This is a genomic window from Mesorhizobium sp. M0771 (assembly GCF_040320155.1).
Classification (GTDB): Bacteria; Pseudomonadota; Alphaproteobacteria; order Rhizobiales; family Rhizobiaceae; genus Mesorhizobium.
In genome coordinates this window covers 68,747-93,365 of the sequence record NZ_JAMYPC010000003.1, presented here as the reverse complement: position 1 = coordinate 93,365, position 24,619 = coordinate 68,747, and the positions used below count along the sequence as shown (strand labels likewise).

26 protein-coding genes are annotated in these 24,619 nt (G+C 62.8%); 6 read left to right on the top strand and 20 right to left on the bottom strand.

Annotated features, from left to right (window positions below; translation table 11 throughout):
* The 8 genes from NKI05_RS05950 to NKI05_RS05915 all read right to left on the bottom strand — a co-directional run bounded on the left by NKI05_RS05950 (position 1) and on the right by NKI05_RS05915 (position 5,052).
* Positions 1-729 carry a GltB/FmdC/FwdC-like GXGXG domain-containing protein gene (locus NKI05_RS05950; protein ID WP_023668551.1) on the bottom strand — a complete coding sequence of 243 codons (729 nt, stop codon included), beginning with the start codon at positions 727-729 and terminating at the stop codon, positions 1-3.
* 4 nt (positions 730-733) lie between these two features.
* Positions 734-1,630, bottom strand: coding sequence for a class II glutamine amidotransferase (locus NKI05_RS05945; protein ID WP_023668550.1), 897 nt, complete (start codon positions 1,628-1,630; stop codon positions 734-736).
* An 84-nt stretch (positions 1,631-1,714) separates the two neighbouring features.
* Positions 1,715-2,032 carry a hypothetical protein gene (locus NKI05_RS05940; RefSeq protein WP_023668549.1) on the bottom strand — a complete coding sequence of 106 codons (318 nt, stop codon included), beginning with the start codon at positions 2,030-2,032 and terminating at the stop codon, positions 1,715-1,717.
* A complete protein-coding gene (locus tag NKI05_RS05935) occupies positions 2,029-2,718 on the bottom strand; it encodes a hypothetical protein (RefSeq protein ID WP_023704841.1) in 690 nt (229 codons plus the stop codon). Before NKI05_RS05935 ends, NKI05_RS05940 begins: the two co-directional genes overlap by 4 nt.
* 42 nt (positions 2,719-2,760) lie before the next feature.
* Complete coding sequence (locus NKI05_RS05930; RefSeq protein WP_023815207.1) at positions 2,761-4,155, bottom strand: APC family permease; 1,395 nt, start codon at positions 4,153-4,155, stop codon at positions 2,761-2,763.
* Positions 4,156-4,169: 14 nt separating this feature from the next.
* A complete protein-coding gene (locus NKI05_RS05925; RefSeq protein WP_023668546.1) occupies positions 4,170-4,331 on the bottom strand; it encodes a hypothetical protein in 162 nt (53 codons plus the stop codon).
* 27 nt (positions 4,332-4,358) lie between these two features.
* On the bottom strand, positions 4,359-4,736 hold the full coding sequence (locus tag NKI05_RS05920; protein ID WP_023668545.1) for a hypothetical protein: 378 nt from the start codon (positions 4,734-4,736) through the stop codon (positions 4,359-4,361).
* A 28-nt stretch (positions 4,737-4,764) separates the two neighbouring features.
* Positions 4,765-5,052, bottom strand: coding sequence for a hypothetical protein (locus NKI05_RS05915; RefSeq protein ID WP_023668544.1), 288 nt, complete (start codon positions 5,050-5,052; stop codon positions 4,765-4,767).
* 283 nt (positions 5,053-5,335) lie between these two features.
* Here NKI05_RS05915 and NKI05_RS05910 point away from each other — a divergent pair, with 283 nt between their 5' ends.
* Genes NKI05_RS05910 through NKI05_RS05895 form a run of 4 tightly spaced genes read left to right on the top strand, consistent with a single transcriptional unit; the run spans position 5,336 to position 9,120 of the window.
* A complete protein-coding gene (locus tag NKI05_RS05910; protein ID WP_023815208.1) occupies positions 5,336-6,469 on the top strand; it encodes an aminomethyl transferase family protein in 1,134 nt (377 codons plus the stop codon).
* Positions 6,470-6,511: 42 nt separating this feature from the next.
* Positions 6,512-7,108, top strand: coding sequence for a dimethylamine monooxygenase subunit DmmA family protein (locus tag NKI05_RS05905; RefSeq protein ID WP_023668542.1), 597 nt, complete (start codon positions 6,512-6,514; stop codon positions 7,106-7,108).
* Entirely contained in the window at positions 7,105-8,070 is a 966-nt protein-coding gene (locus NKI05_RS05900; RefSeq protein ID WP_023815209.1) for a PDR/VanB family oxidoreductase, read from the top strand. Before NKI05_RS05905 ends, NKI05_RS05900 begins: the two co-directional genes overlap by 4 nt.
* A 9-nt stretch (positions 8,071-8,079) precedes the next feature.
* Positions 8,080-9,120, top strand: coding sequence for a heme-dependent oxidative N-demethylase family protein (locus tag NKI05_RS05895; RefSeq protein WP_023735617.1), 1,041 nt, complete (start codon positions 8,080-8,082; stop codon positions 9,118-9,120).
* Between the two features lie 165 nt (positions 9,121-9,285).
* On the opposite strand, the gene NKI05_RS05890 is transcribed toward NKI05_RS05895, so the two are convergent.
* Complete coding sequence (locus NKI05_RS05890; protein ID WP_023687066.1) at positions 9,286-9,996, bottom strand: helix-turn-helix domain-containing protein; 711 nt, start codon at positions 9,994-9,996, stop codon at positions 9,286-9,288.
* 267 nt (positions 9,997-10,263) lie between these two features.
* Between NKI05_RS05890 and NKI05_RS05885 the strand changes: the two genes are divergently transcribed.
* Positions 10,264-11,622, top strand: coding sequence for a trimethylamine monooxygenase (locus tag NKI05_RS05885; protein ID WP_023815210.1), 1,359 nt, complete (start codon positions 10,264-10,266; stop codon positions 11,620-11,622).
* Positions 11,623-11,663: 41 nt separating this feature from the next.
* Here NKI05_RS05885 and NKI05_RS05880 read toward each other — a convergent pair whose 3' ends face one another.
* The 11 genes from NKI05_RS05880 to NKI05_RS05830 all read right to left on the bottom strand — a co-directional run bounded on the left by NKI05_RS05880 (position 11,664) and on the right by NKI05_RS05830 (position 23,361).
* The gene (locus tag NKI05_RS05880; RefSeq protein ID WP_023754056.1) at positions 11,664-12,458 is read right to left on the bottom strand and encodes a hypothetical protein; all 795 of its coding nucleotides are present in this window, start codon (positions 12,456-12,458) and stop codon (positions 11,664-11,666) included.
* A 154-nt stretch (positions 12,459-12,612) separates the two neighbouring features.
* Entirely contained in the window at positions 12,613-12,750 is a 138-nt protein-coding gene (locus NKI05_RS05875; RefSeq protein ID WP_023726364.1) for a hypothetical protein, read from the bottom strand.
* Positions 12,751-12,754: 4 nt separating this feature from the next.
* Positions 12,755-13,555: a hypothetical protein gene (locus NKI05_RS05870; protein ID WP_023726365.1), complete on the bottom strand. Its 801-nt coding sequence runs from the start codon at positions 13,553-13,555 to the stop codon at positions 12,755-12,757.
* 7 nt (positions 13,556-13,562) lie between these two features.
* The gene (locus tag NKI05_RS05865; protein WP_023815211.1) at positions 13,563-15,542 is read right to left on the bottom strand and encodes an ABC transporter permease; all 1,980 of its coding nucleotides are present in this window, start codon (positions 15,540-15,542) and stop codon (positions 13,563-13,565) included.
* Positions 15,539-16,618 (bottom strand): quaternary amine ABC transporter ATP-binding protein, encoded by a 1,080-nt coding sequence (locus tag NKI05_RS05860; RefSeq protein WP_352792268.1) that lies wholly within the window; start codon positions 16,616-16,618, stop codon positions 15,539-15,541. Before NKI05_RS05860 ends, NKI05_RS05865 begins: the two co-directional genes overlap by 4 nt.
* 70 nt (positions 16,619-16,688) lie before the next feature.
* Positions 16,689-17,663, bottom strand: a complete 975-nt coding sequence (locus NKI05_RS05855; protein WP_023709181.1) for an ABC transporter substrate-binding protein — start codon at positions 17,661-17,663, stop codon at positions 16,689-16,691.
* 423 nt (positions 17,664-18,086) lie between these two features.
* Positions 18,087-18,872: an SDR family oxidoreductase gene (locus NKI05_RS05850; protein WP_023668532.1), complete on the bottom strand. Its 786-nt coding sequence runs from the start codon at positions 18,870-18,872 to the stop codon at positions 18,087-18,089.
* A gap of 9 nt (positions 18,873-18,881) precedes the next feature.
* Positions 18,882-19,646, bottom strand: coding sequence for an SDR family oxidoreductase (locus tag NKI05_RS05845; protein ID WP_023726369.1), 765 nt, complete (start codon positions 19,644-19,646; stop codon positions 18,882-18,884).
* A gap of 124 nt (positions 19,647-19,770) precedes the next feature.
* On the bottom strand, positions 19,771-21,279 hold the full coding sequence (locus NKI05_RS05840; protein WP_023815212.1) for a sugar ABC transporter ATP-binding protein: 1,509 nt from the start codon (positions 21,277-21,279) through the stop codon (positions 19,771-19,773).
* Positions 21,280-21,309: 30 nt separating this feature from the next.
* Complete coding sequence (locus NKI05_RS05835) at positions 21,310-22,248, bottom strand: sugar ABC transporter substrate-binding protein (RefSeq protein ID WP_023668529.1); 939 nt, start codon at positions 22,246-22,248, stop codon at positions 21,310-21,312.
* Between the two features lie 129 nt (positions 22,249-22,377).
* On the bottom strand, positions 22,378-23,361 hold the full coding sequence (locus tag NKI05_RS05830; RefSeq protein ID WP_050594077.1) for an ABC transporter permease: 984 nt from the start codon (positions 23,359-23,361) through the stop codon (positions 22,378-22,380).
* A 284-nt stretch (positions 23,362-23,645) separates the two neighbouring features.
* Here NKI05_RS05830 and NKI05_RS05825 point away from each other — a divergent pair, with 284 nt between their 5' ends.
* Positions 23,646-24,608 (top strand): sugar-binding transcriptional regulator, encoded by a 963-nt coding sequence (locus NKI05_RS05825; RefSeq protein WP_023668527.1) that lies wholly within the window; start codon positions 23,646-23,648, stop codon positions 24,606-24,608.
* Positions 24,609-24,619 lie beyond the last annotated feature (11 nt).

Genomic DNA, 24,619 nt, shown 5'->3' with positions numbered 1-24,619 from the left:
TCAATACGCGTCGGCGTTGTCGATATTGAAATTGTAGAGCGTGCGCGCCGAGCCGTAGCGCTTGAATTCCGACGGCTTGACGCCGGTGACGCCGGCGCGGTCGAGCAGTCCCTGCAGCAGTTCGATATGCTCGGGCCGCATCTCCTTGGCGATGCAGTCGGCGCCCAGGCTTTCGACCTTGCCGCGCACGAACAGCCGCGCTTCGTAGATGGAATCGCCAAGTGCGTCGCCGGCATCGCCCAGCACCACCAGATTGCCGGACTGCGCCATGAAGGCCGACATGTGGCCGATATTGCCGTGCACGACGATGTCGATGCCCTTCATCGAGATGCCGCAGCGCGACGAGGCGTTGCCCTCGATGACGAGCAGCCCGCCCTTGCCGGTGGCGCCGGCATACTGGCTGGCGTCGCCCTTGATGACGATCGAGCCCGACATCATGTTTTCGCCGACGCCAGGTCCGGCCGAGCCGTGCACGGTGATGGCAGCGCCGTCATTCATCCCGGCGCAGTAGTAGCCGACGCTGCCGCGCACATCGATGCTGACAGGCTGGTCGACGCCGACCGCAACCGAATGGCTGCCCTTCGGGTGCAGCACTTCCCACGCCGTTTCGTTGGAGCCGGGCGTCAGATTGTGAAGCGCCTGGTTGAGCTCGCGCAGCGACGACACATCAAGATCGAAGACCCGGGACGCCTGGTCTTGCGCCGCCTTCGAAAGTTTGGTTGCCGGCATGGGCTCAATGCTCCCAGAAATAGACGGTTGCGGGTTCCGGCTCCCAGACCCTCGCATTGTCTATGCCGGGCAGCTTGGTCAGCGCCCGATATTCCGAGCCAAAGGCGACATACTGGTCGGTCTCGGCCATGACGGCGGGCTTGCAGGCGATCGGATCGCGCACCACGCCGAAACCGTTCTTGGTGCCGACGACGAAGGTGAAGAAGCCGTCGAGGTCGGACAGCGTGCCTTCCAGCGCCTCGCCGAGGTTCTTGCCATGCGCCATCTGCGAGGAGAGATAGGCGGCGGCGACCTCGGTGTCGTTCTCGGTCTCGAATTTCATGCCCTCCCGCACCAGCTCACGCCGCACATTGTTGTGGTTGGACAGCGAGCCATTGTGCACCAGGCACTGGTCGGCGCCGGTCGAGAACGGATGCGCGCCCATAGTGGTGACGGCCGATTCCGTCGCCATGCGGGTATGGCCGATGCCATGCGTGCCGGTCATCGAGCGGACGTCGAAGCGGTCGACGACCGCTTCCGGCAGACCGACTTCCTTGTAGATTTCCACCGCTTCGCCGGCGCCCATGATGCGCACGTCGGGGCGGATTGACTGCAGCGCTTCGCGCGCGGCATCGACCTTGTCGGGCGCGGTTCTCAACACTGCATGGGTGGACTTCACCGCTATGCTCACCGGCGCGCCGATGGCCTTTGCGAGTTCGGCGTCGAGGCCGCGGAAATCGCGCTCGGGCTTCGCGGACTGGATGGTGATCTTGGCTTCATTCCTGGAAGGCGCGCCATAGATGGCAATGCCGGCGCTGTCGGGGCCGCGATCGCTGAGCGATATCAGCATCTGCGACAGCATCGAGCCGAGCTGCGGCTCAAGCGACTTGTCTTTCAGAAAAAGTCCGACGATTCCACACATGTCAGCCTCCCGACGTTACCACTAGACGATGATGTATCGAATGCGTCGTGCGAATTCAATCGTATGAAAAAAATATTCCTGTAGTTACGTATCCGGCTCGATGCGGCCTTGTGAACTATCGCCGCCGTCGCGGGCGCTGTGAATCCATGTGGCGGTGCGGATGCGGGCTATTCTGTAGGCATCGAGGATCGACAGCGCATAGATCAGGAAGCCGCCGGCGTGGCGGCCGACGAAGCTGGCATCGGCCGGCGCGATCTTGGCCGTCACCCAGGCGAGGATCACCATGAAGAACAGGAACTGCAGGCCGCGCACGGGCACGCCCAGAATGACGTGGCCGCTGGCCGGTAAGACGATGGCAGCGCCGAGCACCAGATACGGGTTTGTCGGTGCGGGTGCGCTCATGCGACCTGCCTTTCCTGTCGGTTGATGGCATCGCGCAGCACTGAGGCCGAGGTCAGCAGTCTCTCGACCAGCGTTGGATCCAGCCTTGCGCCGCCGAATGCGGCCTGCCGGAACACGCCGTAGCGCGCCCGCTCGGCCTCGGCCAGCAGCCAGACGATGCGCACGCCGTTCGGGGTGATCAAGAGTTCCTTGGCGCGGCCTTCGGCAAAGATGTCGAGATGGCTGGCGATCAGGTTCTGCGGAAAGCGCGCCGCCCTGAGGTCGGTTCGCAGCACGGCTTCAGCCGGAAATCCCGGAGCCTTCGGCAGCGTATGCTGAAGATGATCGAAATTGGAGAAGGTCGTCGGCGAGCCCGGCCGCATCATCATGTCGAAGGTCGCCGGCACCGCAACCGGCTCTGTGATCGTGACACTCAACCATCGCGCCGGCAGCTTTCGCGTTGCCAGCGTGTCGACGATGGTGCGCAGCTGCACGCGCTGTCCGTTCCATGTGCCGGCCCAGGTGACAACGCCGGCTGTGCCATCGGAGACATCAACGGCATCTGTGATGACGGTCCGGATGCTGGCTGCCTCGGCTGCAAGATCAGCCTTGGCCTTTTTGCGGCTGGCGCGCGTATGCCAGGCGAGGTGCAGGACGAGAGCCACGGCGACCGCCCCGGCCAGCAATGCTGTCGTCACGTCAGACACCTCGTCACGCCATGCCCGCCCAGACCGGCAGGCCCTCTCCTGTCAATAGCCCTGCGGCTTCGGCCACGGCATGGTGAACTGGTCGCCGCGGCGCACATAGCGGTAACGGTAGAAGTGGAACCACAGCGAGATCAGGAAGTAGAAGGCGACCATGGCGATCAGCTGCGTGCCGTAGCCGAGGAAGATCGCAAAGAAGGTCACCACGCAGAGGCAAAACAGCACGATCGCCGGGATCGGGTGGAACGGGTGCGTATAGCCGCGGCGGATCGTGCCCAGCGGCCACTTTTTGCGGAACATCATGATGTTTATGCTCATGAAGGTGTATTGCAGCACGCCCGACAGGATTGAGAAGGTGATCGCCTGGTTGAGGTCGGCGATGAAGGCGAAGGCGAGCGCGATCGGCAACAGGAACAGGATCGAGCGATAGGGCGTGCGGTATTTCGGGTGCACGGCCGAGAACCATGTCGGCAGATAGCGGTCGCGTCCAAGCGAGAACCACGCGCGGGCCGCATCGTTGATACAGCCATTGGCCGACGCCAGTGCCGCGAGCAGCGTGGCGACGAACAACAGGTTTTCCAGCAGCGGGCTGCCGGTCAGCTTGCCGGCGTCCCACAAGGGATAATAGGTGATACCGAGGTACTCCCAGGGCATCAGCGAGGCGCAGACATACCAGGTCATGGCGGCGGCGATCAAAAGCGTGATCATGCCGGCCATGGTGCCGTAAGGCAGCGAACGCGCCGGCGAGCGCACTTCCTCGGCGGCCTGCGTGGTGCCTTCGATGCCGAGATAGTACCAGATGCCGAACTGGAAGGCCGCGATGACGCCGATCCAGCCATAGGGCAGCGCATTGGCGGGGGTGACCAGTTCGTTGAGCTTCAGCACAGCACCCTGCGTCCAGGGGCTGACCGAGAAGAACAGGATAACGATCGAGACATAGGCTATCGCCGTGATGACGAAGTTGACGTTGAGCGTCATCAGCACGCCGCGATAGTTCAGCCATGCCAGCACGACGATGGTGGCGGCAATGAAGGAGTTGTGGGTGAGCCCTTCGACGCCGGCCTTGGCGACGATGGTGTCGCCGAGCAGGATGGCGTCCGAAACCTCCAGCATGGTGTAGGCAAAGACCAGGAACAGCGCGACGTTGAAGGCCATCAGCGGCCCGACAATGTGCTTGGCCTGCGCGTATTGGCCGCCGGCGGCGGCAACCGTCGATGTCACCTCGGAGTCGATCATGGCGACCGAAGTGTACAAGAGCCCGACCACCCAGCAGACGATCAGCGCCGCCAGTGCGCCGCCCTTGTCGGCCGAGAAATTCCAGCCGGTGAATTCGCCGACCAGCACGATGCCGACGCCAAGCGCCCAGACATGGGCCGGGCCGAGCACGCGTAGCAGTGAAACCCTGTCGCCGTGTATTGCCGGTTCAAGCGTGATCGTCATTGTTCAATCCCCACTCAGATCCGGTGTTTTTCGGAAGCGGCTTCAAGCTCGCCTTCGCGCGAGGAAGTCAGCACCTCCTCGGAATAGGTCGTGTCGATCTTGAACCAGTCGTAGAGCATCCACAGCGCAAGCACGACCGAGATGCCCCACGATGCGTAAGAGAGTGCGACCCACATGAGCGTGCTTCCCCAAAATCTCTGGCGTTACTTGTCGTCGAACTTTTCGTTGATGACGTCGCGATATTCGCGGTCGGAGGCGCGGAACAGGAAGACGAAATAGCCGATCAGCACCGCCGCCATGATGATCAGCGTCGGCCAGTCGATGATGTAGTGGAAGCGGTTCTGGATGATGTCGTGCGCGGTCTCCGGCGTATAGCCGAGCTTTTCCCAGATCGAGGCCATGGTCGGGTTCTGTCCCAACGCTTCCCAGGTTTTGGCATCGAGCGCGTCGATGGATTTCGCCGCACCCGCCAGGCCGAGTTTCAATGGCAGCCACAGCGCCACGAAAATGGCGACCACGACGACCACGATATCGAAAATCTGCCCGGCCTTGCCTTGTTCCGGCGGCGTGTAGCGCGACATGACTTCTACCCCTCAGGACGTTCTGTTTTCAGGACTTGCGGTTGCGGGCCGCGTCGGCGTTCTTGATGTCGAGACCGTAGATGAAGTCCTTGTCTTCCTTGTAGTGATTGACCATCGCCAGGATGGCGGCCGTATTGAAGATCAGCACGGCGGCGGCAGCGATAGCGACGACGATCTTGATCCCGGTGTCCGGGATGTAGGGCCATGTCATGACAAGCACGAAGAGGATCGTCGCCCAAAGGCAGATGATCAGGAGCGCGGATCCGCGCAGGTCGGAACGGTACAGCGCTTCGATGCGCTGCTGCAGGTCTGACATCGGTTTCCCCTTTTCCAGCGTCCGACCCCGAATTGGCCGCCCGCTGCCCTCTTTCAACAGAGTGAAATTTTTTTCATAAATTCGGGCCGAATCCAGCAATTGTCAAGCCGATTTTACGTTGGGTTAACCGTTTGTCCCCAGCCGCGAATTTTGCCTGACAATGAAATTATTTGCTTCCGGGTATTGCGGCATCAGGACGTTTGCGATCAATATTCGACCAAATGCTCCCGCCTCGCGCAGGGAGCCGGGAACACAATAGAATTTTCGAACGGAGGATTTGCGGATGACGGCATCCTGGAGATTTTCGACCCTGGCGGATCGCCATCGCGCGTTAGGCTCGAAGCTCGAAGACTGGAGCGGCATGGGCACCGCCTGGACCTACGACAAGGACGCCGACGAGGAATACACCGCCATCCGCACCAGGGCCGGGCTGATGGATGTGTCGGGCCTGAAGAAGGTTCACATCACCGGGCCGCACGCCTCACACCTCATCGACCTGGCAACGACGCGCGACGTGGAGAAGATCTATCCCGGCAAGTCGGCCTATGCCTGCATGCTGAACGAGGCCGGAAAATTCACCGACGACTGCATCCTCTACCGCACCGGGCCGAACGCCTGGATGGTGGTGCACGGCTCCGGCACCGGCCATGAGGAATTGCAGCGCGCTTCCGTCGGCCGCGACGTATCGCTGCGCTTCGACGACAATCTGCACGACCTGTCGCTGCAGGGACCGACCGCGGTCGACTATCTCTCAAAGCATGTGCCGGGCATTCGCGACCTCAACTATTTCCATCATATGCAGACGCAGCTGTTCGGCTTTCCCGTCATGATCTCGCGCACCGGCTATACCGGCGAGCGCGGCTACGAGATATTCTGCCGCGGCCAGGACGCCGGCACGATCTGGGACAGGATCCTCGACGAGGGCAAGAGCGCCGGCATCATTCCGTGCCGCTTCACCACGCTCGATATGCTGCGCGTCGAAAGTTATTTGCTGTTTTATCCCTATGACAACTCGCAGAAATATCCGTTCGAGAACGAAGGCCCCGGCGACACGCTGTGGGAGCTCGGCCTCGACTTCACCGTCAGCCCCGGCAAGACCGGCTTTCGCGGCGCCGAACAGCATTACCGCCTCAAGGGCAAGGAGCGCTTCAAGATCTACGGCGTGCTGCTCGACGGCAAGCAACCCGCGGATGAGGGCGCGCCGGTCTATCGCGACGGCAAAAAGGTGGGCGTGGTCACCTGCGCCATGTATTCGCCGCTGGTCGAGAAATCGATGGGCATCGCCCGCCTCGACGTCGACTGCGCGGTCAAGGACACCAAGCTCGAGATCCGCAACAAGAGCGGTTCGATCAGGGCGACGGCGCAGCCTCTGCCCTTCGACGATCCCAAAAAGACCAAGCGCACGGCGAAAGGCTGAGGCACAATCGACAGCGAGGGGTTTCGAGGTACGAAGTAGAGAATGGCAGCCAAAACGATCATCAGCCGGCCCATTTACGGAACCCTGTCCCCGCAGCCCGGCAAGCATCATCTTTTCGTGGCGGATGCGGAAGGCGCGCTGGCGATCGTCGATATGGCAAGGACGGCGCCCCCCGGCTTCTTCGACGGCGCCGAAATCGTCTTCATTCCCGGGGCCGACGGCAAGCACGTTGCCGCTCTTGAGGCACTGAAGTCCGCGCAATTTCATGTCGCGCCAACCTTCGCCAGCCTGCTGCCCCGGCTGAAGCAGACGCTTGCCAACGCGCATATGGGCCTGCGCCTCTATCTCGCCGGCACCGAAGGGCTGATCGGCCAGGCCATGCAGGTGGCGCTCGAAGCCGGCATCGATCATACCTCCATGCAGACCGAGCATCGCGGCTCATTGGCGCGGCGCATGCAGTGCGTGCATTGCAAAGGCATCACCGAAAATGTGACGACGCAGCCGGCCACCTGCGCGCATTGCGGCCTGCTGCTTCTGGTGCGCGATCATTATTCGCGACGGCTGGCAGCATTCCAGGGCGTCTGCATAAATGCCGAGGATCGCTCGGAGATCCCTCCCATAGAGGAGGTCTTCCCATGAGCACCGGCACCACCAAGCTCGATGTCGTCGTCAGCGACGTCGTCCCGGTCAACGAACTGGTGACGCGCTTCCATTTCCGCCGCCGTGACGGTGAGCTTTTGCCGACCTTTTCCGGCGGCGCCCATGTCGTGGTCGAGATGCGCGATGGCGACCGCACAAGGCTCAATCCCTATTCGCTGATGGGATCGCCGCTCGACACCCGCGAATACACCATCTCGGTGCGCCGCGACGATGTCGGCCGCGGCGGCTCGTTGTTCATGCACCGGAGCGTCAAGCCTGGCCTGGAGATGGTGGTCAGCTACCCCGTCAATCTGTTCTCGCTCGACCTCAGGGCAAAGAAGCATCTGATGCTTGCCGGCGGCATCGGGATCACGCCGTTCATGGCGCAGACCGCGCAGCTCGCCGGGTCCGGCGGCAATTTCGAGCTGCACTACACCTGCCGCACCGCCTCGCTCGGCACCTATGCCGATGTGCTGCAGGAGCGCTATGGCCGTCGCGTCCGGCTCTATCACGACGACCGCGACGAGCGCATCGAACTCGACCGTCTGTTGTCCTCGCAGCCGCTCGGCACCCATCTCTATGTCTGCGGCCCGGCCGGCATGATCAACTGGGTACGCGACCGCGCGGCCGCTTTGGGCTGGCCGGCGGAGACCGTGCACTACGAGCATTTCGCGGCACCCCAGCCCGGCCTGCCGTTCGACGTCACACTTGCCGTCAGCGCCAAGACCATCCGCGTCGGCGAGCAGCAGAGCCTGCTCGAAGCCATCGAGGCCGCCGGCGTCGATCCGCCCTATCTCTGCCGCGGCGGTGTCTGCGGCCAGTGCGAGACCAACGTCGTCTCGTATGACGGCAAGTTCATCCACAACGACCACTGGCTGAGTGAGGAAGACCACCGTTCCGGCTGCAAGATCATGCCCTGCGTGTCGCGCTTCGAAGGCGAGTCGCTGGTCCTGGAAAGATAGGAGGCGAGCTTGGGCATCACCTTTCGCAAGGAAACGTTTCGCGACGATTTCACCTTCAGGAACAGCCCGGAGCACATCAGGCGGTTTCCGTTCCCGTTCCACGAAGACGCCTACATGTATGCCGTCAACATCGAGCCGCATGTCGTCGGTCCCAAGGGCAGCGTTCTGGAAAACCTGATCGACGTCGACGAGCACTATGTCGCCGAGATGCAGGACCGTGCACTGGTGCTGGCCGACGATCCGCTGCGCTGCCAGTCGCTGCCGCATATGACGCTGGCCGGCTGGGACCTGCTCGAACTTTTGATGGAGCAACAGGCACTTGGCTATCCCGAGCATTTCACCCTGACCCGCGACGGCGACCGCTGGCGCTGGATCAACCGGCCGCTCGGCATCGACGACACCTTCACCTTCGGCGACACCTCGACACTGCCTTACGGGCCGATGGAGTACATCACCCGCCAGAGCCAGGGTGATTTCTGCATTCTCGATCAGCGCGACGGCAATCTTTGGATGGACGCCGGCATGGTCACCACTCAGGCCGACTGGTCGCTCGATTTCGACATCGGCATGAATTTCTTCGAATGGCACGCGCCGGTGCCGTTGGCGCATGAAAAGGGCATTTTCGTCAGGGCGCTGAAGTTCCTCACCAACATCCAGCAGGGCAAGCCGGCGCGGCGGCTGAACTGGACGATGACCATAAACCCGCGCCTCGACACCAGTCCGGAGAATTACCACAAATGGGGCCCGGACCGCGCGACGGTAACGCCCGAAAATGTCGCCGACAAGGTGCATCTGCGCGTCGAACTGCAAAGCTTCTGGCGGCTGCCGCGCTCGAACGGCATCGTCTTCCCGATCCGCTGCTATCTCATCAAGATGGACGAACTGGTGACACAGCCGAAATGGGCAAGGCGACTGCACCGGGTGATCCGGGATTTGCCGGAAGAGCTGGCCACCTACAAGGGCCTGACGCGGTATCGGCCGACATTGGTGGAATGGCTGTCGAAGCTGGATGATGGCAGTGCGACGTCACCGGGGTTCGGGCCGGACTAAAGGCCCCCTCATCCGGCCGCTGCGCGGCCACCTTCTCCCCGAGCGGAGAAGAGATCGCCAGCGCCGACGCCAGACTCCTCTCCCCTCGGGGAGAGGTCGGATTGCCCCGAATTGCTCTTGCAATTCGGCCTTGGCAATCCGGGTGAGGGGGCTGCGGCGGTCCGACTACCCCGCGCTCTGCGGATAGCAAATAATCGACAGATACCGCATCGGAAGTTTCGTCAGTTGCTCCGGCCCGTGCGGCGCGTCGGCGTCGAAGAACAGGCTGTCGCCCGGCTTCATCGGATAGAGGTTGCTGCCGTGCCGGTACACCACCTCGCCCTCCAGCATATAGAGGAATTCCATGCCCTCATGCTGGAAGGTCGGGAACACATCCGAATCCTCGGTCAGCGTAATCAGATACGGCTCGACGACGACGCCGCTGGTGTTGGAGCCGATATGGCCGAGCAGATTGTATTGATGGCCGGCGCGGGTGCCGCGGCGTTCGACATCTAGCCCTTCGCCGGCCTTGACGAAGACGGCGCTGCGCTCTTCCTCGAATCGGCGGAAGAAGGCGGTGACGGGAACGCCGAGCGCCCTCGACAGCGCCTGCAGTGTGGTCAGCGACGGCGAGGTGATGCCGTTCTCGATCTTCGACAGCATGCCCAGCGAAATATCGGTGGCGACGGCGAGATCGGCGACGGTGATGCCGAGCTTCTTGCGGAAGGCGCGCACCTCGCGCCCGATCGCCACCTCCAGCACTTTTTCGCGGGTGTCGCGAATGGCATGCGGGTTCTGCGTCAGCGGCGCGCGGATGGTTTTTCCGTCCACGGAGGCCTTTGCCGGTGGCTTTGCCCTTGTCGAAGCAGTCTTGGAGTCGGAACTTGTCTTCGCCATCTCGCCTCCGAATCCCCCTGATTATTTCACTCCAGGTGAACATATTCGGTGCCGATACAGAAACGCAACCGCGCAGCAAGCCCCTTAAGTCGAATGGTGTCCGAACAGGATTTACGCCGTCATCCGTTTTTCCGGAAATCCGCTGGGGCGAAACGCGGTTTCTCCACTAGGCCTGTTGACAGCATCCAAGAGGCAATTACTGTCCTGTGAGTGAAATTTGTTTCGTAAGAGCAATTCCAAAAATCGAATGACACCGGGAGGCCTGCCATGAAAACGCGCGTTGCCGTCATTGGAGCGGGGCCATCCGGTCTGGCCCAGCTCAGGGCCTTCAAGTCGGCTGCCGACAAGGGCGCCGAGATCCCCGAAATCGTCTGCTTCGAAAAGCAGTCGGACTGGGGCGGCCTGTGGAACTACACCTGGCGCACCGGCCTCGACGAGCATGGCGACCCCGTCCACGGCTCGATGTACCGCTACCTCTGGTCGAACGGACCGAAGGAATGCCTGGAATTCGCCGACTATACGTTCGAGGAGCATTTCGGCCGCCCGATCGGATCCTACCCGCCGCGCGCCGTTTTGTGGGATTACATCAAGGGTCGCGTCGAGAAATCAGGCCTGCGCAAATGGGTGCGCTTCAACAGCCCGGTGCGCATGGTCACCTTCTCGGACGAGAGCAGGAAATTCACTGTCACCGCGCATGACCGCACCAACGACGTCACCTACTCCGAAGAGTTCGACAATGTCGTCGTCGCTTCCGGGCATTTCTCGGTTCCCAACGTTCCCTATTTCGAAGGCTTTTCGACCTTCAACGGCCGTATCCTGCACAGCCATGATTTTCGCGACGCCATGGAGTTCAAGGGCAAGGACATACTGATCATCGGCCGCTCCTATTCTGCCGAGGACATCGGCTCGCAATGCTACAAATACGGCGCCAGATCGATCACCTCCAGCTACCGCTCCAAGCCGATGGGGTTCAAATGGCCGGAGAACTGGAAGGAAGTGCCGCTGCTGCAGAAGGTCGTCGGCAAGACGGCGCACTTCAAGGACGGCACCACAAAAGATGTCGACGCCATCGTCCTGTGCACCGGCTATCTGCATTCCTTCCCGTTCCTCACGGAAGAGCTGAAGCTGAAGACCGCCAACCGCATGTGGCCGGACGGGCTCTATGAGGGCGTCGTGTGGGAGAAGAACCCGAAACTGTCCTATATCGGCATGCAGGACCAGTTCTACACTTTCAACATGTTCGACGCCCAGGCCTGGTTCGCCCGTGACGTCATCATGGGCCGCATCAAGCTGCCGTCGGGACAGGCGATGGCCGAGCACGGCGCCAAGTGGCGGGCACGCGAAGAGACGCTGGAAGACGCCGAGCAGATGATCTGGTTCCAGGGCGACTACACCAAGGAACTGATGGACCAGACCGACTATCCCGGCTTCGACGTCGAGGCGGTCAACCAGACCTTCATGGAATGGGAGCACCACAAGGCGGAAGACATTATGAGCTTTCGCGACCACGCCTACCGCTCGCTGATGACCGGCACCATGGCGCCATTGCACCATACGCCCTGGCTGCAGGCGCTGGACGACTCGATGGAAAGCTATCTCCAGGTGAAGGGCGTGGCGGCGGAATAGGTCGGCGTGATGCAAAACAATGCGCCGGCACCGGCCCAGTTTCAATTCAGAGGGTAGTCGGGAGCCGCATCGGTCTCCGTCACCTTGACCCACACCAATTCGCTATAATAGGCACCCTCCGGGCCGGTGCCGTACATAGACAGCCTGTCAGCCATCAGCAGATGTGTCATGTCGTTGAGTGCCCGGCCGGTCGGCTCCTCGGGCCAGGCGAAGACGCCGTCGGTTTTGGCGCCGAACCTCACATCGGTGCATCCGAAATCGATCTCGACCTTCCACGACAGCAACGGCCTGATATCGCTGAGCGGCGGGCGCGGCGGATCGGGCTGCTCGAAGTGATGGTCGACCGAGACTCTCGTCGGCACTGCCGGCGTGATGCCTTTGGCTTTGAAGGAGGCGATGGCGTCGTCGCCAAATCGTGCGAGCAGGCCAGCGTGCCATAACCGGTAGGTCGCGCGGAAAAAGCCGCTGACCCGGATAGATTTGCCATCGTTGTTGAAGACGTTCACAGCGGCGTAGAAACGGCGCAGTCGTGGCGCCAGCGCCCGCCAGTCGCATTCGGCCGGTGTCCCCGGCGTCGCGATGAAATCGTCAAGCAGATCGCTGCCGCGCACATTGGCGTTCAGCACCGTGCAATCCTCACCATGGATATGCCAGTGCCGCCGGAGCTCGGCTGCTGCGATGCCAGGCTTGCGCAGCTCTTCCACCGAGGCGCGAACCCGAGCAATCGCGTAGGACGTAGCCGCATCCAACGTCTCAAACCCCGAAACCACATGCTCGCCGGTTTTGGCCATGTCGAAGACGACGACAGTAAAAGGCGGTTTGCGCTGATCGGGCATTCGGCAGCAAGCTCAGGCTGGTCGAGGATGAAGCAGCTTTCCGCGCGAAAATGCGTCAAAGTCAAGAGCTGGAGCGCGGCCTGCCATTTCCAGAAGAGGCGAACTCCAGAAGAGGCGAAACCGTCTATCCGAGCCGTGCTTGAGCTTTCGCGGCTCAGGGGTCGAAGACCGACCGCGATGATGTCGATGGCAGGTTGTTGCCAGCCCGCGACAATGCCGCGACTTTGGACAGTGCGACCAACACTTCCTGGCCGAGATCGCGTGTGCCGGCCACGGGGCAGGTGATGATCATCACTTCAATCCAGCGGATAGTCGGGAGGCGCCTCCGTCTCGGTCACCTTGGCGGTTAGTATCTCGCAGTCGTTGGCCCAGTCGGGGCCATCGCCGCGCATGGCCATCATGTCGGCCATCAGCAGGAACTGCATGGTTCTGAGCGCCCAGTCGGTGGGCTCTTGCGGCCAGGCGAAGATTCCGGCGGCGTCGCCGCCGAACTTCACGTCATGGCAGACAAAACCGACCTCGACCTTCCAGGATCGCAGCGTCACGCCTGGCGGCGGGTAGGGCGGGTCGGGAAGCTCGAAGTAATTGGCGACCATGAGCTTCGTCGGCTCCGCCGGCTCGATCCCCTTGGCCTTGAAGGCGGCAATGGCGTCGTCGCCAAAGCGCTCGAGGAGGCCGTCTCGCGTCAGCCTGTAGGTCGAGCGAAAGAAGCCGCCCGCCCAGACGGATTCGTTGTTGCCGTTGGAGATCAGCAGCGAGGCGCGGAAGCGGCGCAGCCTTGGCGCGAGAACTTGCCAGTTGCATTCGGCCGGCATCGACGGCGTCGCAATGAAATCGTCGAGTAGATCGCTGCCGCGCACTCCGGCGTTCAGCACCGAACAGTCTTCGCCATAGAGGTGCCAGAGCTGGCGAAGCTCAGCAGTGGCGATGCCGGGCTTGCGCAACTCCTCCACCGAGGCGCGAACCCGCGCAATGGCGTAGGACGTCGCCGCCTCCAGCGTCTCAAACCCCGAAACTACGTGCTCCCCGTCCGGCTCGCCGGTCTTGGCCATGTCGAAGACGAGTACGGCAAAAGGCGGTTCGCCGGGATTGGACATTCAACAATTATCCTAGTCTTGCCCGCGCCTTCGCCGTCCAGGCATTGAACAGCCGGTCTGCGACGATGCCGATGAAAGCGATGGCGAGACCCGCGACAATGCCGCGTCCGGAATCGGCCTTGGACAGCGCGATGAAGACTTCCTGGCCGAGGTCGCGTGTGCCGACCATGGCGCAGATGATGATCATCGCCAGCGCCATCAGGATCGTCTGGTTGACGCCCAGCATGATTTCGGGAAGCGCCAGCGGCAATTGCACGCGAAAGAAGGTCTGGCGCGGCGTGCAGCCGGAAACCTTCGCCGCCTCGATCAGCGCCGGCGGCACTTGCCGGATGCCGTGATTGGTGTAGCGGATCGCTGGCACCACGGCGAACGCGACCGTTGCGATCATGGCGGTGACGTCGCCGACCCGGAACAGCATCACCACGGGAATGATGAAGCAGAAGGACGGCAGCACCTGCAGCGTGTCGATGATGGGCGTGACGATCTTTTCGAAGCGGTCGCTGCGGGCGGCCGCGAGACCGATCGGAATGCCGATCAGGCAGGCGATGAAGGCCGAGATGCCGCAGAGATAGACTGTGGCCATAGTCTTTTCCCAAAGGCCGGTGACGGCGCAGAAGGCGGTCAGCGCCGCGACAAGGGCGGCCAAACGCAGGCCACTGAGCTGATAGCCGGCGAGGCCGAGCAGGGCCACCGCGCCGAGCCACGGAAAGCCTTCGCAGAAGGCGCGCAGCGGGTTCAGTACATTGAGGATGAGCGCCACGCGAAACGCTTCGATCACGTCGAAGAAGTTGATCGTCACCCAGCTCACCGCCGCCTTCCACAGTGGCGCGGTGGTGAAGGTGATCTCCTTCTGCACCGCTGCGAAGGCCGGTACGAACAGGCCGAGCAGCGTCGTCACGACCAGGATGGCGATGGCCAGCGACAGATTGGGATAGCGCCGCCAAACGCTCTGGTTCGCCTGCCGTTGAACGTGGCCTTTTGCCTGCTTATGCGCGATCGCCTGGCTCAGCCGGTCGAGCGCGATTGCGAGCGCCACAATGGCGAGCCCGGCTTCCATCGCTTCGCCGACCTTCAGCGCACGCAGCGCCAGCAGCACATCATAGCCGAGGCCGCCGGCGCCGATCATCGAGGCGATGATCACCATGTTCAGCGCCAGCATGATCACCTGGTTGACGCCGATCATCAGTGTCGGCCGCGCCGACGGCAGCTGCACGCGCCACAATTTCTGCCGCGCCGTGCAGCCGGCCATCTCTGAGAAATCGTCGATCTCGGAGGGCACCCGCGACAGACCCAGCATCGTTGCCCGCACCATGGGCGGCGTGGCGAAGATGGCGGTGGCGATCATCGCCGAGACCGGGCTGTTGCCGAACAGGAGCAGCATCGGGATGAGATAGGCGAAGGTCGGGATGGTCTGCATCAAATCGAGGGCAGGGGAGATGATCAGCCGCTCGGCCCATGGCTTGCGCCACGCCCAGATGCCGGCGAACAGGCCGGTGACGATGCAGAACGGCACCGCGATGGAAATCAGTGCCAGTGTCAGCATGGCGCTGGTCCACTGGCCGAACAGCGCGGTGTAGAGGAAGCAGCCGCCGACCAGCATGCCGAGTTTTCTACCGCCCACGGCGTGCCCGGCGATGAAGGCGGCTACGCAGACGCCGATCCAGGACAGGCGCGGCAGGACATAGGCATCGGCACCGTGACCAATCTTGAAATTCTTGGCCAGCAGGTCGAGCGCGAAATCGAGGGGAACGCCGAGCACCGCGGTGATCGAGCGGGTCAGCCAGGACAAGTTCGACTTGATCCAGCGCATCAGCGCACTGACCCAGTCGGCGACGGGAACGACCGCATCGGCCGGATAGTCGACCGCCCATGGCAGCCTCTCCTGCAGCAGGAATACCACCAGCACGGCGGCCAGCGCCAGCGCCCAGATCAGCAGCCAGCGCTGAACCGGTGGCCTCGTTTGGCTGGCGCTTGCAGTCACCGTCATGCGCCGGCTCTTTGCTTGTCGATGCCGGCCAGCAGTCCGATCACGGCTTGCGGCGTCACCTCGCCGATCGACTTGCCGCTGCCGTTGACCACCGCGAACGGTTTTCCCGAAGCGACGATGCTGGCCGAGAAGCTGGCGATCCTGGCGTCGGGCGAAACCGTGCCGCCATGCTCGGAGCCATCCAGGGCACGCATCAGGCTGCGCGCCGAAATCACCTTGGCGCGGTCGACATCCCGGGTGAATTCGGCGACATAGTCGGTCGCCGGATTGACCACCAGTTGCTCCGGTGTGCCGATCTGGATGACCTCGCCGTCCTTCATGATGGCGATGCGGTCGGCCAGCCTGATCGCCTCGTCGAAATCATGGGTGATGAAAACGATGGTCTTGTGCAGCATGGTCTGCAGCCGCATCAGCTCGTCCTGCATCTCGCGGCGGATCAATGGGTCAAGCGCCGAGAACGGCTCGTCGAGGAACCAGATCTCCGGCTTGGTCCCGAGGCTGCGGGCAATGCCGACGCGCTGCTGCTGGCCGCCGGAGAGTTCGCGCGGATAGAAATGCTCGCGGCCGCGTAAGCCCACGAGATCGATCACCTCCCGCGCTCTCGCTTCGCGCGTCGGCCGGTCTTGGCCCTGGATACTCAGCGGGAAGGCAATGTTCTCCAGCACGTTCAGATGCGGCAGCAGCGCGAAATTCTGGAACACCATGCCCATGCGATGGCGCCGCAGTTCGATCAGCGCCGAATCGGAAATCTTGAGCAGATCGTTGCCTTCGAATTCGACCTTGCCGTGGGTCGGCTCGACCAGCCGCGACATGCAGCGCACCAGCGTCGACTTGCCGGAGCCGGACAGCCCCATAATGATGAAAATCTCGCCCTGGCGGATTTCGAGATCGACGGCGCGCACCGCGCCGACCAGTCCGGCCGCGGCGATGTCGGCCATGCTGGCCTTGCCGTCACGCTCGCGGATGAAGCTGGCCGCGTTCGATCCGAACAGTTTCCAGACATTACGGCAGGCAAGCTTTATCGGCCGCACATCCTCCGGCGTGCCAGTTGCCTGCGGTTCAGTCGCTTCCGTCATCCAATGGTCCTTCTGGAAAATGGAGATAAGACCCGGCCGCTAGGGCCGGGTCTGGCTTCCAGTCAGGCGATCACTGCGCCCAGGCTTTCCAGTCTGCTTCGTGGGCGGCGATCCAGGCGGCGGCGACATCTTCGGGCGTCTTGCCGCCGAGGTCGATCTCGCCGCTCATCTTGTTGAGCTCATCGGTGTCGATCGTGTACGCCTTGGCCACCTTGTAGGCGACCGGCCATTTGTCCTTCATGCCGGACCAGGAGTATTTCCAGATTTCGCCATGCGGTTTGCCGCAATCATATTTGGCATCCGGGTTGGTGCCCCATTTCGGGTCGGTGTAGCACTCGGGCGTATACTCCGGGAATTCGACCCACTCGCCCTTGTACTTGGCCGGCGCCCAATGCGGCGAATAGATCCACAGCATGATCGGCGCCTTGCGCTGATAGGCCGAGTCCAACTCGGCGAACATCGCCGCGTCGGTGCCGGCATGGATGACGGTGAAGGGCAGCTTCAGCGCCTCGACGCGCTCGTCGTCAAAGCCTTCCCAGGTTACCGGGCCGCCGAGATAGCGGCCCTTCGGCGCCGTCTCCGCTGTCGAGAACGCCTCGGCGCATTTCGGGTCCTTCAGCGCTTCCCAATTGGGCAGGCCGGGGCATTTCTCCTTCATATATTCGGGAAACCACCATTCCTCCTTGGCCTTCGGCCCGAGCTTGCCGAGCCGCTCGGTCTGGCCGGTGGCGTCTGAAGCCTTCATCGCTTCGCCGGCCGTCGTGTCCCAGAACTCCAGGCCGACATCGAGGTCGCCATTGGTGAGGCCGGTGGTCAGGCTGGAGAGGTAGTCGGCTGTCGGATATTCGACGGTATAGCCGAGCTTTTCGAGGATACCGCCAAGGATCTTGGCGTTGAGGTTGACGCTGGTCCAGTCGAACAGCGCGATCTTGATCGGGTCGTTGGATTCAGGTGCTGCTGCGTGGACCGGTGATGTAAGCGCACTTGCGGCGGCAAGCGCCAAGGCTCCCATTGATAGGTTCGAAATCACACTGCGAAATGACATGCTTGTTCTCCTGTCAAACCATGTGGAAATTTCTTGATCGTTCCCTTCTTGCGTCTTTTCTTGATTGTGTTGGAAAGGCGGGTCGTTACGCAAGCTCGTTCGCACCAAGCCAGTGCCGCGGCCGCAACTTGCGCAGGCGAAATGGTTGCTCGACTTGGTGTTTATGTGATGCCGGGCGGGCCCGCGTCATGGCATCGGATGGATTGCTGCGTGAGCAATCGTCAACGGATCGATCGCCGCTCCAGCGGCGCTCTCAGACGTGCGAGCCATCAAGGTCCCATGGTCTCGGCCGGCAAGCCCCATCCCCGCCAGGCCGTTTCATGGGATGAAATTATATATACCAACGTTCATGCGGCGCAACGGCTGATGCCCTGTGCACTGCGGAATTTCAGACTGGCGATTGCCAACCGCCAGAGCTGACGTTCACGACATGATCAGGCCGCCATCGACATTGATGGTTTGGCCGGTGATGTAGGTGGCGTCGTCGCTGGCGAGAAAGCTGACCAGGCCGGACACGTCCTCGCCGCTGCCGGCGCGTCCCATCGGGATGTTCTTCACCCATTCGGCCATCAGCTCGCCGGGCTTGTAGTCACCCATCAGCTTGCCCCACGCTGCGTCATTATAGGCCCACATGTCGGTGTCGATGATGCCGGGGCAGATGGCGTTGACGGTGATCTTTTCCTTGGCCACTTCCTTGGCCAGGCTCTGGGTAATGCCGACGACGCCGAACTTCGACGCCGCATAGTGCGGCGTGTAGATGAAACCCTGCCGCGCCTGGCCCGATGCCGTGTTGATCAGCCGGCCGCCGTCGCCATGCTTGCGAATGCGCGCGATCGCTTCCTGGCAGCACAGGAACACGCCCTTGGTGTTGACGGCCATCACCTTGTCCCACTCGGCCTCGGTCATCGCCTCGATCCGGGCGATGGTGATGACGCCGGCATTCTGCACCGAAATGTCGACACGGCCGAATTCCTTCTCGGCGAGGTCGTAAAGCGCGGTGACCTCATACTTCCTGGTAACGTCCATGCGCATCGACGCGACCTTGGCGCCTGCCGCTTTCAGGCCGGCGGCGACGTCCTCGACGCGGGTATCGATGGCGCTGACCACGACCGCGGCACCTTCCTCGGCGAAGCGCTTCGCCATCGCCGCGCCGATGCCACCGCTCGCGCCGGTGATGACCGCAGTCTTGCCTTCAAAACGCTTCTGCATCTTTTCTCCTTACCAGCAGACAAAACCGCCATCGACGATCAGGTCGATGCCGGTGACGTAACTCGCGGCGCGGCTGGCCAGGAACACGGTCGGGCCGACCATCTCTTCCGGCGTCGCCATGCGCCCCATGGGCGTGTCGCGTTCGAAGATCTTGATCTGTTCGGCGACCTCCGGCCGCTTGTTCATCGGCGTCAGCGTGTAGCCTGGGCTCACCACATTGACGCGCAGGCCGCGATCGGCCCATTCCATGGCGAGGCTTTTCGACATGTGGATGACCGCCGCCTTCGACGAATTGTAATGCGCCTGGGTCAGGCCGCGATTGACGATCGAACCCGACATGGAGGCGATGTTGATGATCGAGCCCTTGCGCCGCGTCAGCATGGCGCGCGCTTCGGCCTGGCAGGACAGGAACACGCCGCTGACATTCACGTCGTAGATTTTCTGCCACTTCTCCAGCGACAGCGTCTCGGCGGCCTCGGCTCCTGCAATGCCGGCATTGTTGACGGCGATGGTCAGCGCGCCGAGTTCTTTTTCGGTGCGCTCGATCGCCGCTGCAAGGTCAGCCTCAGACGTCACCGTGCCGGTCAGCACCAGTGCCTTGCGGCCAAGTGCCGAAATCCTGTGCGCGGTCTCGTCCAGCCCGCCCTTTGAGGTGTGGCCGAAACACACGACATCGGCGCCGGCTTCGGCCAGTCCAATGGCGATCGCTTGCCCGATGCCGCTGCCGGCGCCGGTCACCAGTGCCACGTCTCCGTGAAGATCGAATAGTTTCATCGTCGGTCCCTCTGCTCCAACTGCCGGCCGCCTGAAATGAAGGGGCGCCAGTCTTTGCTGGCGCCCCGCGCGGTCCGGTCCTTGGGAGGATACCACCTGCTGCGCTTTGTTCCGACTCCTGTCCTCAGCTCGTGGCGAGTTCCATCACCGCGACATTGCTCGCCTCGCTGCGGTCGAGAATGCCGCGCTGGCGGCCGCGGCTCAGCACCAGCACGCGGTGCGACAGCCCCAGCACCTCCTCGAGGTCGGAGCTGACCACCACCACCGCCATGCCGGAGCGGGCGAGGTCGGCGATGACGTCGTAGATAGCCGCACGCGCGCCGACATCGATGCCGCGCGTCGGTTCATCGAGGATGAACACTTTCGGCGGGCGTGACACCCATTTGGCAATGATCACCTTCTGCTGGTTGCCGCCGGAAAGCTTGCTGACCGCCTGGCCAGGTTTGCCCTTGACCCCGAGCCTTGCGATGCCGGCTTCGGCGAATTTCTGCACCGCTTTCGGAAACACCCAGCCCTTCGGCGCGACATGGTCGAAATTGCCGAACGCCAGATTCTCGCCGATGGTCTGGTCGAGCACCACGCCTTGCGCCTTGCGGTCTTCCGGCACCAGCACGACGCCGGCCTTGATCGCTGCCGCCGGCCCGCTGAGATGCACCGATTTGCCGGCAACGCGCACCGAGCCCGACGAGATCGGATCGGCGCCGGCGATCGCCCGCACCAGTTCGGTGCGGCCGGCGCCGATCAACCCGGCAATGCCGAGGATCTCGCCTGCTTTGACCGAGAAGGAAACGTTGTTGAAGCTCTTCTCCGGCGAGGACAGGTTGTCGACCTCGAGCAGCGTCTCCTCGCGCGGCGGCGTCAAGTGTGGGAACATCCGCTCGACCGAGCGGCCGACCATCTGCTCCACTACTGTGCGCACGGGAATATCGGCGCGTTCGTGGCGGGCGACGATGCGTCCGTCGCGCATCACAACCACGCGGTCGGCAATCTGCGCGATCTCGTCGAGACGATGGCTGATGTAGATGAAGGACATGCCCTCCGCCTTGAGCTTGCGGATCTGCTGGAACAAAAGCTCCGTTTCCTCGCCGCCAAGCGCTGCGGTCGGTTCGTCGAAGATCAGCAATTCGGCATTGAGCGTCAACGCCTTGGCGATCTCGACCTGTTGCTGGGCGGCGATGCGCAGCGTGCCCACCTTGCGCTCGGGCGAGACGTCGAGGCCAAGCCGCTTCAACTGCGCCGAGGCCTTGGCGTTCATCGCTGCGCGGTCGATGCGGCCGCCGCGCATCGGCAGGCGCCCGACATAGACGTTCTCCGCCACCGACAGATCCGGCAGCAGCTTCAGTTCCTGATGGATCATGCCCACACCGGCATCGATGGCGGCGGCGGGCGAGGCGGGGGAATAGGGCTTCCCCCGCCAGATGATGGTGCCCGCGTCGGGCCGGGTCGAGCCGGCGATGATATTGGACACCGTCGACTTGCCGGCGCCGTTTTCGCCGAGCAGCGCCACAACCTCGCCCGGCCGCACCTCGAAGCTCGCATCGGCCAGAACCTGGACCGGTCCGTAGCTCTTGCAGAGGCCGTTGACGAAAAGCCCGTTGTGCGGGCTTTCGCTGTGGCGAGGATCAGGAGACATCGTGGCGCTCTCTCTAAGCGGTGCGGGTTATTACGGGTGCTTGGCGATGAACTGTTCGACATTGTCCTTGGTGGTCAGCGTCGCATCCTGCAGCTGCTCGGCCGGAACGCTTTCGCCGGCCACCAGCTTGATCGCCGCATCGACGGCGAGCCGGCCCATGCCTTGCGTCTGCTGCGTCGCGGTGACGTCGAACACGCCGTCCTTCAGCGCCTTGAGTGCGGCCACGTCGCCATCGAAGCCGGCGACCCAGACCTTGTGGCCGGGATTGGCGACCTTGACCGCCTGTGCCGCGCCCAGCGCCAGCGCATCGGCCTGGCCGATGACGATGGAGACATCGGGATGCGACTGCAGCAGGTCCTGCGTCAGCTTGAAGCCTTCGTCCTGGTGCCAGCCTTCGCTCCACAATTCGCCGACCACCTTGATATCGGGATAGGCCTTGAGCGCTTCGCCGCAGCCCTTCGAGCGATCCACTTCCGGCGTGGTGCCCTTCTGGCCGTGGATGATGATCAGTTCGCCTTTGCCGCCGGCCTGCTTGGCGATGTAGTCGCACACCGCCTGCGCCGAGGCGACGCTGTTGGTGGCGATGAAGGTGTCGCCGGGCGCGCCGTCGGCGTTGCGGTCGACATTGACGACCGGGATGCCGGCAGCCTTGGCGGTTTTGGTCGGCACGGTGGCGGCGGTGGCGCCGGCCGGAATGTAGATCAGCGCGTCGATGTTCTGCGTGATCAGATCCTGCACCTGGCTGACCTGCGTTGCCGAATCGCCCTTGGCGTCGACGGTGACGATCTCGATGCCCTTTTCCTTGCCGTAGGCTTCGACCGACTGCTTGATCTGGTTGAAGAAGTCGGCCTGCAGATTGGCCACGGCGAGGCCGAGTTTCTTGGCCTCCTTGGCCGAGGCCATGTCGGTCAGCCCGAGCATAGGAATGATGGCGGCAGCGGCCAGCAGCAATGAACGTTTGGTCAGCATGTGTTTCCTCCGTTGATAGTCAAACTGTCCCGCCAGCGCATCGCGCCCCTTGGAACATCCCAGTTTCGGATCGACCGATCCGTCTATCGCCCGGACGCTCCGGGCGAATTCTCAATTGTGCCCCGCTCTCTATCGCGCCCTGCGCCGCCAGGTGTCGCTGGCGACGGCCAGCGCGATCACCACGCCGATCACCACCTGCTGGATGAAGGGCGAGACGCCGAGCAGATTGAGGCCGTTGCGCAGCACGCCGATGATGAGCACGCCGACCGCTGTGCCGCCGATCGAACCGACGCCGCCCGAGAGGCTGGCGCCGCCGATCACCACCGCCGCGATGGTGTCGAGTTCATAGCCCAGGCCGGAACTCGGCTGCACCGAATCCAGCCGCGCGGCGAGCACGATGCCGGCAAGACCCGCAAGCACGCCGCAAATGGCATAGACCCAGTTGGTCAGCGACTTCACCGGAATGCCGGAGAGCCGCGCCACCTCGGCGCTGCCGCCGATGGCGTAAAGGCTGCGGCCGGCGGCGCGGTAGTTGAGGAAGATGGCGAAGACGATCGCCAGCACCATCATCACCCCGACTGTGACCGACAGAAAGCCGAAATGGCGGATGATCGACAGGCTGGTGAACCAGTCGGGAAAGCCGACGATCTGCGAGCCGTCGGTGATCATGTTGGCAAGGCCGCGCGCCACCGACATCATCGCCAGCGTCGCGATGAACGGCGGCAGCCGGGTGACGGTCACCAGCAGGCCGGACACCAGTCCGCAAAGGCCGGCGACGACCAGTGCTGCAACGACGCCGGCCGCAAGGCCGAGATTGAGATAGTCGGGGTGGGAGACAAAGCCCATCACCATGGCGGCCAGCGCCAGCACCGAGCCGACCGAGAGATCGATGCCGCCGATCAGGATCACCAGCGTCATGCCGATTGCCATGATGCCGAGCACCGTGATCTGGTCGAGCACGTTGAGGATGTTGCGCATGGTGAGGAACGTGTCGGTGGTCAACGTCAGCGCCAGGCAGAGCAGCAGCAGTCCGATCAGCGGTCCCATGGTTCCGGCAAACAGTGCCGAAAGCTTCGCGGCCGTCGCACCTTGAGTGCCGGGCGCGGCTTTCAACTCGCCAGCCTTCGACTCGCTTGCATCATTACTCACGGCCACTTCGTCTCCTCCGTCAGCGAAACGGCGATGGCCTGCCGTCCGCTCTTGTTCACCAGGCACCTCCCTGTGAACAATTTATCTTTGATATGCAATTTTGTTCAGCTAAACTGTTCATTAGAAAATTGTCAAGAGCCGTTGCGCCATTCGGCGGTGGTTTGCGCCACAGGGCGGTTTGTCCTAGGGAAGGCCAGGGGGCGGCGCTTGCGGAAAGATTTCCGAAATCTGCCGCGGGAGGGCAAAAGATGGCGACCGTCGAAAACGAGAAGGCCTCGCGCTTCCCCGATGCCGAGCTCAAGGCCCGGGCCGCCTGGCATTACTATGTCGAAGGTCTGACGCAAGAGCGCATTTCCGAGATCCTCGGCGTCGGCCGCATCAAGGTGCACCGCATTCTCTCCGCTGCGCGAGAGGAGGGCATCGTGCAGTTCCGCATTCGCGACAGTGTCGTCGAATGCGTGCAGCTCGAGGAGAGCCTGAAGCAGCGTTTCGGGCTCAGCCAGGCGGTCGTGGTGCCATCAGCCGCCGACCGCAGCAACGCGCCGCTGATGATCGGCCACGCGGCTGCCGCCTATCTCGCCGACAATGTGAATGCCGGCGACGTCATCGCGCTGGGCTGGGGTCGCACCCTGAAATTCGCCATCAACGAACTGCCGAGGCGGCCGATCGCCAGGACGACGGTCGTCTCGATGCTCGGTGGCCTCACCCACGCGCAGCCGCTCAACCCGACCGAAAGCGCCTGGGAGTTCGCCGAAAAGATCGGCGCTGAATGTTTCCTGCTGCCGGTGCCGGTCTATGCCGACAAGCCGGAACAGCGCGATGCCTTCATGAGCCAGCGCAGCGTTCAGGATGTCGTCTTCCGCGCGCGCCGCGCCAACATCGCCGTGCTCAGCGTCGGCTCGTTTTCCAAGGACAGCCCGATCGCCAATTACGGCTTCATCAAACCGAGCGAACTCGAGGAATTGCAGGCGGCCGGCGCGGTCGGCGACCTCTTGTGCCACTTCATCGACGCCGAGGGCCACCCTGTCGACCATGAGGTCAACCGCCGCGTCTGCGCCTATCCGCTGCAGGATCTGTCCGATATTCCGAGCATCATCCTGGTGTCAGGCGGTCAGGAGAAGGTCGCCGTCATGCGCGCGGCGCTGGCCAACACCAGGATTTCGGTGCTGATCACCGATGAGGATGCGGCCAAGGGATTGCTCAACCGCTGAAGCACGCGGGG